Origin of the sequence: Streptomyces sp. NPDC048523 (assembly GCF_043199815.1) — a bacterium.
Classification (GTDB): domain Bacteria; phylum Actinomycetota; class Actinomycetes; order Streptomycetales; family Streptomycetaceae; genus Streptomyces.
Genome location: NZ_JBICWQ010000001.1, coordinates 117,038 through 131,667, shown reverse-complemented (window position 1 = coordinate 131,667; position 14,630 = coordinate 117,038). Strand labels below are relative to the sequence as shown.

General features: G+C 69.2%; 15 protein-coding genes and 1 pseudogene. 8 read left to right on the top strand and 8 right to left on the bottom strand.

Annotation, left to right across the window (positions count from 1 at the left end; translation table 11 throughout):
- Nucleotides 1-242 precede the first annotated feature (242 nt).
- Entirely contained in the window at nucleotides 243-578 is a 336-nt protein-coding gene (locus tag ACGFWE_RS00550; protein WP_393596835.1) for a hypothetical protein, read from the top strand.
- Nucleotides 579-684: 106 nt separating this feature from the next.
- On the opposite strand, the gene ACGFWE_RS00545 is transcribed toward ACGFWE_RS00550, so the two are convergent.
- Nucleotides 685-1,392, bottom strand: coding sequence for a TetR/AcrR family transcriptional regulator (locus ACGFWE_RS00545; protein WP_393596833.1), 708 nt, complete (start codon nucleotides 1,390-1,392; stop codon nucleotides 685-687).
- A 149-nt stretch (nucleotides 1,393-1,541) separates the two neighbouring features.
- On the opposite strand from ACGFWE_RS00545, the gene ACGFWE_RS00540 reads away from it, so the two are divergent.
- From ACGFWE_RS00540 to ACGFWE_RS00530, 3 genes are all read left to right on the top strand, one after another.
- Entirely contained in the window at nucleotides 1,542-2,615 is a 1,074-nt protein-coding gene (locus tag ACGFWE_RS00540; protein WP_352385613.1) for a medium chain dehydrogenase/reductase family protein, read from the top strand.
- A gap of 116 nt (nucleotides 2,616-2,731) precedes the next feature.
- Entirely contained in the window at nucleotides 2,732-3,301 is a 570-nt protein-coding gene (locus ACGFWE_RS00535; RefSeq protein ID WP_352385614.1) for a nuclear transport factor 2 family protein, read from the top strand.
- Between the two features lie 46 nt (nucleotides 3,302-3,347).
- Nucleotides 3,348-4,247 (top strand): alpha/beta hydrolase, encoded by a 900-nt coding sequence (locus ACGFWE_RS00530; RefSeq protein ID WP_352385616.1) that lies wholly within the window; start codon nucleotides 3,348-3,350, stop codon nucleotides 4,245-4,247.
- Between the two features lie 108 nt (nucleotides 4,248-4,355).
- Here ACGFWE_RS00530 and ACGFWE_RS00525 read toward each other — a convergent pair.
- Nucleotides 4,356-4,481: pseudogene (locus ACGFWE_RS00525) on the bottom strand (XRE family transcriptional regulator); the annotation flags it as partial.
- Between the two features lie 58 nt (nucleotides 4,482-4,539).
- A complete protein-coding gene (locus tag ACGFWE_RS00520) occupies nucleotides 4,540-5,811 on the bottom strand; it encodes an MFS transporter (RefSeq protein ID WP_393596830.1) in 1,272 nt (423 codons plus the stop codon).
- Between the two features lie 492 nt (nucleotides 5,812-6,303).
- Here ACGFWE_RS00520 and ACGFWE_RS00515 point away from each other — a divergent pair, with 492 nt between their 5' ends.
- Nucleotides 6,304-6,846: a dihydrofolate reductase family protein gene (locus ACGFWE_RS00515; RefSeq protein WP_393596828.1), complete on the top strand. Its 543-nt coding sequence runs from the start codon at nucleotides 6,304-6,306 to the stop codon at nucleotides 6,844-6,846.
- Nucleotides 6,847-6,997: 151 nt separating this feature from the next.
- Here ACGFWE_RS00515 and ACGFWE_RS00510 read toward each other — a convergent pair whose 3' ends face one another.
- The 3 genes from ACGFWE_RS00510 to ACGFWE_RS00500 all read right to left on the bottom strand — a co-directional run bounded on the left by ACGFWE_RS00510 (nucleotide 6,998) and on the right by ACGFWE_RS00500 (nucleotide 9,867).
- Complete coding sequence (locus tag ACGFWE_RS00510; RefSeq protein ID WP_393596826.1) at nucleotides 6,998-7,285, bottom strand: hypothetical protein; 288 nt, start codon at nucleotides 7,283-7,285, stop codon at nucleotides 6,998-7,000.
- A gap of 400 nt (nucleotides 7,286-7,685) precedes the next feature.
- The gene (locus ACGFWE_RS00505) at nucleotides 7,686-8,804 is read right to left on the bottom strand and encodes a fatty acid desaturase family protein (RefSeq protein ID WP_393596824.1); all 1,119 of its coding nucleotides are present in this window, start codon (nucleotides 8,802-8,804) and stop codon (nucleotides 7,686-7,688) included.
- 7 nt (nucleotides 8,805-8,811) lie between these two features.
- Nucleotides 8,812-9,867, bottom strand: coding sequence for a ferredoxin reductase (locus ACGFWE_RS00500; RefSeq protein ID WP_393596822.1), 1,056 nt, complete (start codon nucleotides 9,865-9,867; stop codon nucleotides 8,812-8,814).
- A gap of 87 nt (nucleotides 9,868-9,954) precedes the next feature.
- On the opposite strand from ACGFWE_RS00500, the gene ACGFWE_RS00495 reads away from it, so the two are divergent.
- The gene (locus ACGFWE_RS00495) at nucleotides 9,955-11,094 is read left to right on the top strand and encodes a PucR family transcriptional regulator (protein ID WP_393596820.1); all 1,140 of its coding nucleotides are present in this window, start codon (nucleotides 9,955-9,957) and stop codon (nucleotides 11,092-11,094) included.
- A gap of 143 nt (nucleotides 11,095-11,237) precedes the next feature.
- The gene (locus ACGFWE_RS00490; protein ID WP_352385630.1) at nucleotides 11,238-11,576 is read left to right on the top strand and encodes a thioredoxin domain-containing protein; all 339 of its coding nucleotides are present in this window, start codon (nucleotides 11,238-11,240) and stop codon (nucleotides 11,574-11,576) included.
- 61 nt (nucleotides 11,577-11,637) lie between these two features.
- Here the strand turns inward: ACGFWE_RS00490 and ACGFWE_RS00485 are convergent, their stop codons facing one another.
- The gene (locus ACGFWE_RS00485) at nucleotides 11,638-12,399 is read right to left on the bottom strand and encodes a hypothetical protein (RefSeq protein ID WP_393596818.1); all 762 of its coding nucleotides are present in this window, start codon (nucleotides 12,397-12,399) and stop codon (nucleotides 11,638-11,640) included.
- 298 nt (nucleotides 12,400-12,697) lie between these two features.
- On the opposite strand from ACGFWE_RS00485, the gene ACGFWE_RS00480 reads away from it, so the two are divergent.
- Nucleotides 12,698-13,867: an MFS transporter gene (locus ACGFWE_RS00480; RefSeq protein ID WP_393596816.1), complete on the top strand. Its 1,170-nt coding sequence runs from the start codon at nucleotides 12,698-12,700 to the stop codon at nucleotides 13,865-13,867.
- A gap of 183 nt (nucleotides 13,868-14,050) precedes the next feature.
- Here the strand turns inward: ACGFWE_RS00480 and ACGFWE_RS00475 are convergent, their stop codons facing one another.
- Complete coding sequence (locus ACGFWE_RS00475; RefSeq protein ID WP_352385636.1) at nucleotides 14,051-14,461, bottom strand: cupin; 411 nt, start codon at nucleotides 14,459-14,461, stop codon at nucleotides 14,051-14,053.
- Nucleotides 14,462-14,630 lie beyond the last annotated feature (169 nt).

The window sequence follows — 14,630 nt, the reverse complement described above, 5'->3', positions numbered from 1 at the left end:
GTACGGACACCGAACGGCTGCCCGGTCGGTAGGGCCCGTGCCGATGGGTACTCGGCGGATCCCCGCGGATGGGTCTGCGGCGACAGGCGTGCTGAGGGGGCGGCTGCAGGGCGCGGGGCGCCGATGCGTCTTGCCACCGGCGCAGCCGCCGGATGCTCCAGCCCGACGACGCCGACCCGGCCGCCGACATGCCGTTGCCGCTTCACAAGACGCACCCAGGGCTCACAGAAAGGGAACTCTCGATGACGAAGAACCAGGAAAACCCGCACTCCGGTCAGCAGGCGGAACAAGCCGCCCGGGAAGCCCGTCAGGCAGAAGAGGAACGGGCGGAATCCCAGCCGTTCAGCTATCCGTACCCGGAGCGCCGCGCGAACGTCCGGGCCACCCGCCACATCACGCGGGAAGAGGCTGACGCGGACGTCACTCCAGGAGTCCCGGGCGGTTACGGCAGCACCGGGGGCGGTCAGCCAGGGGGTAGCGCCGGTATCAACCCCGACCGCGAAGGCACACTGGACCCGTCCGAGTACGCGGACACGATCGGGGCCGGAGACGTCGCGGACGAGCCCGACAAGGACTGAGTGCTCGGACCGGGCCGGCCGAGTCGCGCGCCTGCCCTGCAACAGCAGGGCAGGCTGGGGCAGGCAGGGCCGGTCGTGAACGGCGGCGAGCGGACCGTGCGCGCCCTCAGGAGCCGTCTGGTTCCAGTGACCGGACGGCGTTCTCGATCTCCGAATCGATGAGCCGCTGGGCCTCCAGGGGACTGTTGTCGAAGACGCCGGTGAGTTCGAGGCTCACGATGCCGTGCACCCGCGACCAGATCAGGAGGGCGGCGCGGGCGGCGCGCGGTGACGTGTCCGGCCGCTGCTGGGAACGGGCCCACTGCCGCAACTGCCCGTCGAGCGCGCGGTCGCCGGTGCCGGTGCCGCCGTCGGTCGGTGGGCTCCCCTGCACGGCCGTCAGCAGGTCGATGAGCAGCGCCATCGCCTGGTCCAACGGCGTCTGTTCCGTGACCTCACCGGGCAGGTCCCCGGCCCGCTCACCGAAAAGCATCCCGTAGCGACGCCGATACCGCAGGGCCCAGTCCCGGTACGCGCCGACCAGCTGCCGCAGTCGCGCGCGAGGCGCCCGCCTGCTCCCTTCCACCGCCTGGCTCATGGCTGCCACGAGCTGCTCGTAGGAGAGCGTCACCAGGTGGGCCACCAGCGCGTCACGCGACGGGAAGTAGCGGTAGACGGCCGGTGCGGACATCGCCATGCCCCGGGCCAGCGCCGCGATCGACAGGGCATGGATGCCCTCCGCGTCGATGATCGCGAACGACGTGTCCTCGATCTCCTTGAGAGTCTGCGCCCGAAGCCGCTCACGCCTGCTCATGGTCTGCGGTGGGTTAGTCATAGTCGCATCGTAAGGGACCTTCGAAGTCAGGTCAGGTCATTCCTTCTGTTACGACCCGTAGCTCATTGCTTGACAAGCTCTGACGGTCAGACACATAGTTACGGTCATTAACAGAGTGACGAAGATTCGCAGAGTTTGAGGAGTTGGCCATGACCGAGTTGAACGCCGCCACCGGGACCACCACGACCGTCACCGAGGTGGTACTGCCGGGCAAGGTCGCACCGACCGGCCTGCAACTGGTGCGGCGGGCGCTGCCGGTACCCGACGCCGGCCAGGCGCTGGTGCGGGTCGAGTCGACCGCGGTGTCCTTTGCGGAAAGCGCGATGCGCCGGGGCCGCTACTACGGCCAGCCCGCGTTCCCGTTCGTGCCCGGATACGACCTTGTCGGCGTCGTCGAGGCCGTAGGCCCCGGAGTGGACCGCGCCCTGGTCGGCCGCCGGGTCGCCGCGCTGACCAAGACCGGCGGCTGGGCCACGGCCGTACTGCTGGCCGCCGCCGACCTGGTCGAGGTGCCCGACGGAATCGACCCGGACGAGGCGGAGACGCTGATCGTCAACGGTCTGACCGCCTACCAGATGCTCCACCACAAGGCGAAAGTGCAGGCCGGGCAGACCGTCCTCGTGACGGGCGCCGCCGGGGGAGTGGGTTCGATCCTGGTCCAGCTCGCCCGGAACGCCGGCGCCCACGTGATCGGCACGGCGAGCCCGCGTCATCACGAGGCGCTGCGCGCCCTCGGTGTGGAGCCGGTCGACTACCGTGCCCCCGACCTGGCCGCCCGCGTCCGCGCACTGGCCCCCGACGGCGTGGACGCCGCGTTCGACCACCTCGGCGGCGCGAGCGTCACCCACTCGTACCGACTGCTCAACCGCACCGGCACGCTGGTCTCCTACAGCATCGCGGCCGCGCTCGACGGGACCCGCCCGATACTGCTCGACTTCCTGCCCCTGCTGGCCAAACTGGCGTTCTGGAATCACCTGCCCACGCGCAGGCACGCGAGCTTCTACGACATCTGGGCGGGCGCCGGCAAGCCGGACTCGGCCAAGCGTGAGGCGTTCCGGGACCGGACCCGTACGGATCTCACCCACGTCCTCAACCTGCTGCGCGACGGTGTGCTCACCGCACAGATCGCCGCACGCTTCCCGTTGGCGGAGGCGGCCGCGGCACTGGAACTGGCCGAGTCGTCCACCCGCACGACCCCCGGCAAGGTCATCCTCACGCCCTGAACGGCCGAGCCCGGACGGCGACTCGAACGAGTACCTGAAGAGGCTACTTGAATGAGTTATCTTATTGAGCTGTAATCTGGGGTGGTGATGCGCGCCGTACCCGTGAGGAGACCAGCATGGGCCGACTTGGAGCCTGGACGCCGACGACGCTCGAAGAGCGACTCGACCGAATGGAATCGCTGGCCGAGATCCGCCAACTCCCCTACCGGTACGCGCTGGCGCTCGACTCACGGGACATGGACGCCGTCGCGGACCTGTTCGTGCCCGACGTGCGGGTGGGACGCGACGAATCCGGCCGCGCGGCACTGCACCGCTGGTACACCGAGGCCATGCAAGCCTCGCGAACCACGATCCACCAGGTGACCAACCACATCGTGGACTTCGACGACGCCGACCGCGCCAGAGGCGTCGTCTACTGCCGGGACCAGCTCGAACGGCCCTCCACCGGCCACTGGGAGGTGGGGGAGTTGCAGTACTGGGACGACTACCTGCGCGTGGACGGCGAGTGGTGCTTCCGACGGCGGAAGTTCCACCGCTGGTACCTGACCGACGCACTGTCCAGACCCGCACACGGCACCGGCGTGAACGACGGCAGCGACCCGCTGGGTGCCCGCCCGCTGCCCGAGTCCTTCCCGACCTGGGCGCCGTACTGGAACTCCGCCGACAGCCACGCTCCCCAAGCCTGACCGCCCATGCTCCCGACGCGCGGCTGACACCGCTAGCGTTTGAGCCATGACCTTCACCCGGCTCTCCGTACGCAGCGGCCCACTGGATGTCGGTATCGAGACGGCGGGGCCCGAGGACGGTTGGCCCGTCCTCCTCCTGCACGGGTTCCCCTACGACCCACACTCCTTCGAGCCAGTCGCCACCGAACTCGCGGGCTCGGGAATTCGCATACTCGCCCCCTACCTGCGGGGATTCGGAGCAACCCGCTTCGCCTTCGAGTCGACGCCGCGCTCGGGCCAGCAGGCGGCGGTCGGCCGGGACGTGCTGAACCTGGTGGAGACTCTCGAACTCGAGGCGCCGATTCTCGTCGGGTACGACTGGGGTGGCCGCGCGGCGTGCGTCGCGGCGGCCCTCCGCCCCGATCTCATAGGGGGAGTGGTCGCTCTCGGCGGCTACTCCATCCAGGACATCGCCGCATCCTCTCAGCCGACGGCGCCGCTTGATGAAAGCCGTGACTGGTACCAGTACTACTTTCATGGCGAGCGCGGACGCGCCGGCCTCGCCCGCTACCGCCGGGAACTGGCCCACCAGCTTTGGCGCGAGTGGTCGCCGAGACGCGCGATCGCCGACGCGGATTTCGAGCGGGCGGCGCCGTCGTTCGACAACCCCGACTTCGTCGAGGTCGTCATCCACTCCTATCGGCACCGGTTCGGGCTCGCGCCTGGTGATCCGCAGTACGAGGATGATGAGCGCTTCCTGGCCCGCCTCCCGACCGTCGACGTGCCCTCGATCGTCCTCGACCCGACCGAGGACCCCGCGCTGCACCCCCGCCCGCGTGAGCAGCACCTCGCCCGGTTTCCGCACCTGCTTGACTACCGACGTATCGACAGCGGCCACAATCAGCCTTTCGACGCTCCCGCAGAGGTAGCAAGCGCGGTGCGCGAGTTGCGTGCCTTCCTGAAATGAGAGGGGAGGAGCCGGCCGCTGTCGTCGACCGGGTTTCGCTCCACCTTGCCCCAGGGAAGGCCCAGCGCCACCAAAGTGGCCGTCGAGCAGACGTGAGAGCAGTCGGAGTCGTTCGCTGTCGGGGCTGCCGTCCTCGGCGGTGAGGACGATGAGGACCGGGCCGCAAGCGCCGGGGATCGGGTAGGCGTCCCAGTCCAGGTTCAGTTCGCCGACGAGTGGGTGGTTGACGCGCATACGGCCGCGGCGAACGCAGTCCTCGGCAGGCTTTGCAGCAGGCCGACCCATTCGGTCCTCACGTGTCCTTGCCCACGCTTCCTCCCCGCATCCGGGCCACGGGCGCGGGGCCGCCCGTGGCGGTGCTCGCCGTCCATCGGCTCAGGCCTACGGCGACCGCGGTGACGGCAGCGCAGGCGCACCCCACGGCGAGGAAGCCGTGCGCCGTGAACAAGGGGGCGAGGGCGGCGGCACCCACGGCGACGGCGAGATTGGTCGCGAGGCTGTAGAACGCCAGGATGGTGCCCCGGTGATGCTGTGAGCATTCGCTGAGCAGCGTGCTCAGCAGGGTGACGACCAGGCTCTGGAGAATGCCCCAGCCGAAGAGACACACCGCGAGCGGCGCCGTCCAGTGGATGAGCAGCGGCACGCCTACGAGGGCGGGCACCAGCCCTGCCAGGGAGGCGGTCAGCACGCGCTCCTTGCCCAGCCGGTCCGCGAACCTGCCCGTGACGGAACTTGAGGCGAAACCGAGCCCGTACAGCAGGATCATGACGCCGGTCAGGGAGCTTCCGGAGCCGTAGCGGTATTCCAGCGCGGTACCGAGGAAGGTGTACATGCCGTACCAGCCCAGCATCACCAGGAAGGTCGCGAGCACGTACGCCGGGACACGTGGTGTCAGGAAGGCCCGTGTCGCCGACCGTGTCCGTCCCGCCGACGGCCCGGGGGTTTCCTCCGGCTCGGTGCCGTCCTCCGCGCTCGGCTGGCGTTCGCCACCGGTGCGGAGCATCGCCGACAGGACGAGAGCACCGAGCAGCGACAGCAGGCCGAAGGTCCACCGCCACCCCAGCCACTGCCCGATGAAGGACCCCATCGGAACGCCCAGCACCAGCGACAGCGACCAACTCGAGACGAGGATCCCCATGGCCTTGGCGCGGTGCAGGTAGGGGATCCGGTCCCCGACGAAGGCGTAGGCAGTGGGCACGAACGCTCCAGCCGCCAGGCCGGCCAATGCCCTGCCGGTGAAGAACAGGCCTGTTCCGGTGGCGCACGCGCAGAGCACCGTGCCCACGATGAACACCGCCATCCCGACCGACAGGCTCAGCCTGCGTGACACCCGGTCACCCAGGGGCGCGAAGACCAGCGCGCCGAGAGCGGTCGTGGCGCCGTAGACACTGACCGAAAGCGCCATGACGCCGACCGTCGTGTCGAACGATGCGGCCATGCGCACCAACAGCGGTGAGACGACCAGCTCCTCCGAGCCGACGGTGAAGATTCCAGCCATCAGCCCGAGGACCGCCAGCAGGGGGAAGCCGGCCCGGTCCCCGCGCTTGCCGTTTTGGTACGACACTCCAACAAAGCCCTTCCCTCGCCGCGTGCGGTCTGTCAGTGGATCGAGTCCGCTCTCATCCCACAGGCAGGTCACCTACCCGCCGTCGACCGGGATCTGCTGCCCTGCCAGAATCCGTGTGCTGCACGGCCACGTCGTGAGGGGCGTACTGGCTCGAGTGAGCGGTGTCTTCAGCGCCCGACTCCTCGCCTACCTCTTCGAGTGCTCCGCGACTGCGAGAGCACGGGACCGTGACAGATCGTTTCCCGTTGAGGTGCAACGCGGTGGCTCGCCCGACACCGTGGCCGGTAGCGGGGCGGGATGAAAATGCTGAGCGACGACGTCCCATCGGGCATTGAAGCCCTGGTTCGGGCAATGAGGAGCCGTCGAAGTAGGTGCGATCGGGGCGCCGATGAGAAATGGCGCCGACAGTCGTCTCAGTACGGTCCGATGAACGCGGGGCGCGCATCAAGGGAGAGCAACGAGATGAGACCACTGCGATATTCGATCAACGTGACGCTCGACGGCTGCTGTCATCACGAGGCAGGGCTCCCCCCGGACGAGGAGTCGATGCGCTACTGGACCGCTGAGATGGAGCGAGCCGATGCCCTGCTGTTCGGCCGGGCGACCTACGAGATGATGGAGTCGGCATGGCGGAAGCCGGCCACGGGCACATGGCCTGAGTGGATGGATGAGTGGCAGATCCCGTTCGCCGAGACCATCGACCGGGCGAAGAAGTACGTCGTGTCGAGCACGCTGAGCGGGGTCGATTGGAATGCCGACCTGGTGCGAGGCGACTTGGGGCAAGCGGTTCAGCGGCTCAAGCAGGAGTCAGGCGAGGGCCTGTGGGTGGGCGGCGTGACACTCCCCCTGGCTTTGGCAGATCTGGGACTGATCGACGAGTACGAGTTCGTTGTTCAGCCGGTCCTTGCCGGACACGGGCCGACGTTGCTCGCCGGTCTGCGCGGGCGCATTCAGCTCGAGTTCGTGGACCGCCGTGAGTTCCGGTCGGGGGCGGTAGCCCAGCGATACCGGCCCACGCGAGTTACGGCTTGACGTGAGGTGTCCTGGCACGTTGGCCGCTCCCTCGAGAGCACCGCCATCATCGACCGGCACGTACGCCCACCTTCGTCGTGGACTCCATCTTCCGCCGTCGCTCACCGAGAGCAGGCCTGAGACGGTTGTCGCCAGTCTGTCGCGGACGGGTCTATCGCTGGGGATGGTCCGAGGGAGGCAGGCGCTTGAGCCACCGCTTGGCGAGCGGATAGGCGGCCGCAGCGGCGAGGACTCCCGCGACGCTGGTGGCTGTGTGCTCGAAGTCGGGAAGCAGATGGCCGACAGGTTCGAAGAGCAGCACTTGGGCGCACCAAAAGGCCGCGAAGCCCGCGAACATGCCTCCGGCCGACTCCTTGGTCCACCGCCTCCTGTCCGCAGGAACGGGTGCCGGCGTCCGGGAGAGCTGACCGTTCGGTGGTGGTGCGAAAGCGTTGGTCACGCTCACTGTTGTAGACCGTCGTTGATCAGTACGACAAGGGAGATGGCGTTTTCGGCGATCGGGGCCGGCTCAGGCGCTTGAAGGACTCCGGGCGCGAAGAAGGTGGCGGCTGCTCGGACGGCACTCCGAGGCGCACCGGACGTAAGGCGGGCGGCGGGAGTCCAGCCTTCTGCTGCGCTGCCCGGAGTCGTCGTCCGTCACCTGGACTCGCCGTGACCCTCCTCGGCGATGCGGACCGAGGTGGTGGGAGAGTGGCCCGCCCGTGGCGGTCGGAGACGCACTGCAACACCTCGCCGTAGCTGTGCTCTGAACTCCGTCGCGGTCGCCCACCATCCGCCAGAGATCTCGCCGCCCGGCGGTGGCACCGGGACGGCCGAGAGATCTGAACCGATACCGGGAATCAGGCGGCGACGAGCTCCCGCTCGCGGTCCGGCGTTTCGACCTTGGGCTTCTTGTTCGGCAGCGAGAGCCGGAAGACCTTGTGCCACGCGGAGAACACCTGCTTGGGCAGCGGGCCGGTGACGTAGTCGAGCTCGTACTTCTCGAACAGCGCGCGCACCTTCACCGCGACCTCGGCGTACCGGTTGCTCGGCAGGTCCGGGAACAGGTGGTGCTCGATCTGGTGCGACAGGTTGCCGGTCATGAAGTGCATGGCCTTGCTGCCGCTGATGTTCGCCGAGCCCATCATCTGGCGCAGGTACCACTGGCCGCGTGTCTCGCCCTTGATGGAGCGGCGCTCGAAGACCTGCACGCCCTCGGGGAAGTGCCCGCACATGATCACCGAGTGGGACCAGATGTTGCGGACCAGGTTCGCCGTGAACGTGGCGGCAAGCGTGGGGAGGAACGACGGACCCGACAGCAGCGGGTGGATCACGTAGTCCTTGAGCACCTGCTTGCGGATCTTGCGGCCCACGGCCCTGGCCCGCGCGCGGAACTCCGGGTTCTTGCGGCAGCGCTTGTCCAGGTTCTTGCCGAGCTCCAGGTCGTACGCCGCGATGCCGTACTCGAAGAAGCAGGCGTTGAGGAAGTTCCACAGCGGCTGGCCGAGGTGGATCGGGTGCCACTTCTGGTCCTCGTCGACGCGCATGATGCCGTAGCCGAGGTCGTTGTCCTTGCCGATCACGTTGGTGTACGTGTGGTGGAGCTCGTTGTGCGAGTGCTTCCACTGCTCGGCCGGCGAGACGTGATCCCAGTCCCAGGTGGTGGAGTGGATCTTCGGGTCCCGCATCCAGTCCCACTGGCCGTGCAGGATGTTGTGGCCGATCTCCATGTTGTCCATGATCTTCGCCACGGACAGCCCGGCGGTGCCGAGCAGCCACGCGGGCGGGAAGATCGAGAACAGCAGTACGCCCCTGCTGACCAGCTCGAGCTTGCGCTGTGCCGAGATGACCTTGCGGATGTAGGCGGCGTCTTTCTCGCCGCGGGCGGCAATCACCTCGTCGCGGATCGCGTCGAGTTCCCGGCCCAGCTCCTCGATCTGCTCTGCGGTCAGGTGGGCGGTGGGGTCGATGGCGGTCAAGGTGCTCCTACCGGTCGATGTCGCAAGGGCCCGCCGCGGCGGACACGCAGGTCTGGATGAGGACGCCCGGCTCGGCCTCGGTGATCTCGCCGGTGCGCAGGTCGCGGACGGCGCCCGCCTTGAGCGGCGTGACGCAGCCGAAGCAGATGCCCATGCGGCACCCGGACGGCATGAGCACGCCGGCCTCCTCGCCGACGTCCAGCAACGGCGTGGCGCCGTCCGCGTCGACGGTCTTGCCGGTGGTGCTGAACGTGACCTCGCCGCCGTCGCCGGCGACGACGATGCTGGGGCGGAAGCGTTCGATGTGCAGGCGCTCCGGGACGCCGTGCTCGCTCCAGTGCTTCTCGGCGGCGTCGAGCAGGCCCGTGGGCCCGCAGGCCCAGGTCTCGCGCTCGGTCCAGTCGGGCACGAGTTCGGCGAGACGGGCGATGTCGAGCTGGCCGTCTGCGTCGCTGTGCACCTCGGTGAGCCGCAGCTTCTTGTCCGCGACGAGGTCGTGCAGTTCGTTGCGGAAGATCACGTCCTGCGGCCGTGGCGCGCAGTGGACCATGACGACGTCGTCGAACTCGGTGTCGCGCAGCATGCCCATCACGGGCGTGATGCCGCTGCCGGCCGTCAGGTAGAGCACCTTGGCGGGCCTGGCCTGCGGCAGCACGAAGTCACCGGTCGCCTGGTCGAGTTGGATCAGCGTGCCCGGTTTCGCTCTACGGACCAGGTGGTTGCTGACCTTGCCGTCCGGGATCGCCTTCACGGTGATCGTGACGCGGCCGTCCGGGCGGTTCGTCGGCGAGGTGATGGAGTAGGCACGCCACAGGCGCACCCCGTCGACGTCGACCCCGATCCGTACGTACTGACCGGCCGTGTGACCGCGCCAGCCCCGTCCCGGCCTGATCACGACAGTCGCGGCGTCATCGGTCTCGGGGTGCACGGCCTCGATGCGCCCACGCAGGTCAGCGCCCGCGCGCAGCGGGCTGACCAGGTCGAGGTAGTCCGACGGCAATAGCGGCGTCGTGACCATCTCCAGCAGTTTCCAAGCCCTGCTGCGGAGGGCTGTACTCGTCATGACTCCAGCTTGCTGCGCCTCAGGGCGTAAAGTCCTGACCGTAGGACGTAAATCTGGCTGGTTGAATTGTTCGCAGGGAACAGAAACGTGAGCCATGCAATCCAGAGGGCCAGCGAACTGGCCCTGAATGAGACGACGGTCACCGCACTTCGGGCGGCGCTGAAGACCACCGCCGACGAAGTCGTCCAGGCGATCATCGACGAGGTCCCCCCCTACGCCAACGCCCTCTCGGGCAGCATGGGCGGCACCATCCGCCGAGCCGTCCGCACCGCCCTGGGCCACTACCTGGACCTCGCGAGCGGAAAGACCAAAGGCGTGGACGCCGGTGACGCAGCATACGAGCTCGGCCGCGGCGAGGTGCGGGACGGCCGTTCGATGGACGCCCTGCTCAGCGCCTACCGCGTCGGCGCCCGCGTGGCCTGGCGATGCCTGGCGGCGGGTGCCGTACCGGCAGGCCTGCCCGCCGCCGAGGTGGCCAAGTTCGCCGAGCTGACCTTCGCCTACATCGACGAGCTCTCCGCCGCGAGCGCCGCGGGCCACGCCGACGAACTGGCCGCTCGCGGCAGGGACCAAGAACGCCACCTGGAACACCTGGCCCGAGACCTCCTCGCCGGCGCGAGCCCGGACGCGCTGCTGGCCTCCGCTCAACGGGCCGGGTGGCAGCCTCCGGTTTCGCTGACCGCGGTCCTGCTGCCCGCCGCCCAGGCCCGCCCTGCCTACCGCGCTCTCGACCCGAGCACCCTCGTCCTCGACGATCTGCCGGACGCCACCGGTGTGCTGCTCGTCCCCGATGCCGACCGATCGCATCTCCTGCGGCAGCTGACCGACCGCACCGCCGTGGTCGGCCCGCCCCGGCCATGGACTCGCGCGTCCGCCTCGTACGCCCGAGCCGTACGCGCGCGCCTGCTCTCCTCCGACATTCGCGACACCGAGGACCACCTGCCCGAGCTGGTGCTCAGCGCCGACGGGGACGCGTTCGCAGACCTGCGCGCCCGAGCCCTCGCACCGTTGCGGGCCCTGCCCGACGCGACCGCACGGCGGCTGGAGGAGACGTTGCGTGCGTGGCTGCTGCACCAGGGCAGGCGGGATGAGGTGGCGGCGGCGCTGTTCATCCATCCCCAGACAGTCCGGTACCGGATGGCGCAGGTGCGGGAGCTGTTTCCGGATCTCGCATCGCCGCACCGCGTTCTCGAACTGACGCTGGCGGTCGGTCTTCGGGTCGGCTGACGCGTACGCCGACCTCCACGACCGCGTCCGCGAGCGGCCCCAGGACCCCGGGGAGCTCGTGGGCCTGCCACACCGCGCGAGGGATGGTGGGGATGCGGGGGATGATGGGGACGCAATGACGGAACGTGAGGCCAGGAGCTTCCATGGCGATGCGGGTTCACCGACCCCGTGAGGACGCGGAGTTCGATTTCATCCTCGGGATGAGCGCAGTTCCGGTCCTCGCATACTTCACCGGGACTTGGCCCAAGGCGATCGAGCCCTGCCGGGTGATGGACCTCGTCGTGGGTGGCATCGCCGACGACTACACGGGCCGCCTGACGGTCGTCCGCACCGACATCACACGTTGTCCGGCCGCAACCGAGCGATACGGGATCACGGGAGCCCCGTCCTGCGTCCTGCTGAAGGAGGGAGAGGCGGTGGCGCACGACACGGGGCCCATGACCGTCGCCGAGGTGCGGAAGTTCCTGGACGGCCACCTCTGAGCGGCCGCCGCGGCGCGCGGCCGCGACGCCCGTCGCGTCGCTACACGGTGCCGTTCGGGGATCAGTAGCGGTGGCCGGGCCAGTGCGGGTCCTCCCAGCGGTCGGGACCGGTGACCCCGAGCAGCCGTATCCGGTGAAGCAGTTCTTCGGACACACCGATGGCACGTAGCCGAGTTGGAGCGTGGCGAACCAGCCAGACAGTCAGCTCGGCGCGCATCTCTTCCTCGTTCTCCCAAGCATTCCAGGGCAGTTGGTCACCGAGCAGGTCGTACTCCCACTGTGCCGCCGCTTCGGCCAGGTGCTGGTCGGCCGCGGGGCCGGTCACTGCTTCCCAGGTGCGGAGCCACGGGCTCAGGGCGCCAGATGCCTCGGCGCTCACTATGAGGACCTCGTGCGCGGGTACGGCGGGATCCGGATCGGTGAGCGTGTACGCCCACCAGGCGTGCAGGAACTCCTCGACTGCCGCGGCCTGTCCAGCAGGCCACCGCCGCCAGTGGCCGAGTGCGAACGAGCGCCCGACCGTTTCCATGCCGAAGAGGGGCTCGATGTGCCCGTGGGCCAGGGCCGTGGCGAACTGGGGCAGGATCCTGCGGAGGACGGATGCGTGGTCGCTCCAGTCGATGGCCTCCCATGTGCGTCGCAGGAGGTCGGGGTCCAGCTCCGTGTCCGCCACCTTGAGCTGGGCAAGATCTTCCGCGCTGCCCCAGTGGCAGTCGCAGTTGTGCTCGTCGGGGTGGGCGGTCATCCCCCGGAAGGTGGCTGCCAGGCCATCCAGTGCGGCGTCGAGGCGAAGTCGGGCGCGGGATGGGTCGAGGTTCGTCATGGACGTTCGCCTTCGAGGACTCCGGGAGTTGACACCGCCCGAAGATCACCAACTTACCGGGGCGGGCCCCAGCCCGCCATCAAAATGACGGTGTTCTTCGCTTCCGTACGCCGTTCCTCTACGCTCAAGGAGGTCATCAACTGCCACATGACATCTGCCCGGTGACGGAGTCGGCGTGGGGTGCGCGTCCCCGCTCCACGCCACCAACTGGACGGCTTCAGGCGCAGCCACGGGTCGGCACATCAGGACGCCGACGACCCCGTTGGCGCGTCCCGCCGGGCGGCGAAAGGGATGCGCCGTGCCTTCGGCTTCGGCGAACTATCGCACTCTGCTGCGCACTTCGGGTGCCGCGGCGTTCTTCCTTCCCTCCGTTGTCGGGCGGGTGGGCCTCGCCATGACAGGGATCGGCATTGTCTGGCTCGTGCACGCACGCACCGGGTCGTATGCCGCTGCGGGTCTCGTCACCGGCGGGTTCGCTGTCGCGGACGCCGTCGCCGGGCCGCAGATCGGGCGCCTTGCCGACCGGTTCGGGCAGACACAGGTGCTTCCCTGGGCGCTGGGCGCACACGCGGGGGCCGTGGCACTGCTGCTCACCGGCGCCGTTCCGGACCTCGTTGCGGGAGTCCTCGTCGGGGCAACGCTGCCCCAGCTCAGCGCCCTGTCCGCCGCTCGCTGGTCCGCCCTGCTCTCCGGCGAGCGGGCGGCCGCACTGCCCACCGCCTTCGCCTTGGAGGCCCTTGCCAACGGCGTGTCCTACCTGGCCGGTCCCGCCCTGGTGAGCGTCCTCGGTGCGGCCGGCCGCCCGGGCGTCGGCGTACTGCTCGCCGCCACGCTCGTCGTCGGCGGCGGGCTCGCCCTCGCCGCCCAGCGTCGCACCACGCCGCCCCTCACCGGTCACGCCGAACGCCGGCACGCCGGACGCGCCCTGCTTCGCGCCGCATTCCTACGGCAGGTCGCGCTCGGCCTCACGCTCGGGGTGTTCTTCGGCGCGATGCAGGTGTCCGTCACCGCATACGCCGTCGAACGCGGCACACCGGACGCGGCAGCCCTGCTCTACTTCGCCTCCAACTGCAGCAACCTGGTGGGAGGTTGGACCTACGGAGCATGGCGTCACGGCGGCTCACCCCGACGCCACCAGGCCGCGGCCGCAGCCGGCCTCACCCTCGCGAGCCTCCCGCTGACCATCCTCGATGCACCCCTCGCGATCGGCGCCACCCTCGCCCTGACCGGACTCGCAGTCCCCGTCCTGCTGATCGTCACTACCGTGCTCACCCAGTCGTCGGTCCCGCGCGCCGTCCTCACCCAGGCGTTCACCTGGGGCAGCTCCGCAAGCGCCGCAGGATCAGCGGGCGCAGCGGCGGTCGCGGGACGGGTTGTGGATGCGGGCGGTGCACACGGCGGCTTCGCCGTGGCGACGGGGGCCACGGTGGCGATGACGGTCCTGGCGCTCGGCGGTCTACGGGACTGATCAACAGCCGAGGACGACGACCTTGACACGGGCCGGAGGAGGGCCACGTCCGCGAGCAGGCGGGTGGGGTGCCCATGTCCGACGTCGGCGCAGGTGACAGCCAGGGACACCGGGCTCCTCATGGCGGTGCTCATCCCGGCTTCGTGTTCATGGCTTCTTCCCTGCGGCCGGGCTGTCGTACCGTCACCGGGGAGGGCCGAGGACGACATCGCCGGACAGTTCTGCGGCTTCGGCGAGCAGCTGCATCGGGATCTCGAAGCCCTGTGGGGTGTCGCGATGAGCAGGAGGTCCGCCTTCTCGGAGGTGATGCGGTAGCCGTGGGGGATCCGGCGGGCAGGAAGACGATGCCGAGCTCCCATCACTCGTGCTCCTCGTCACCGGCCCACACCAGCGCCGAACCGACAGGAGCAGGAACACCTCGTCCTCGTTGTTGTGCACGTGGATCGGCGGTGCCTCGCCCTTGCTGACGTCGAAGCGGCCGACGGTCAGCTGCCCACCGGTCGCCTCGGCGTCGAGCAGCACGCTGAAGACGCTTCCGCCGATCCATTCGAACTGCTGCTGGTCCTCACGTTGGGCGAGGTAGGGGATGCTCATGGCCGATCCCCGGGGATAGGTGGGCGGTGGCGCCGTCCTCCTGTTCGTAACCCTGCGCCGCGCCAATGCCCGATCTCCATGCTCTGCGGTGCTCAGTCGGGCGCGACGCTGCCTGGACCCCGCGCTCACCAGGTCCCGGCTCTCCGTTCCGGCGCCGCCTGTGGTGGCC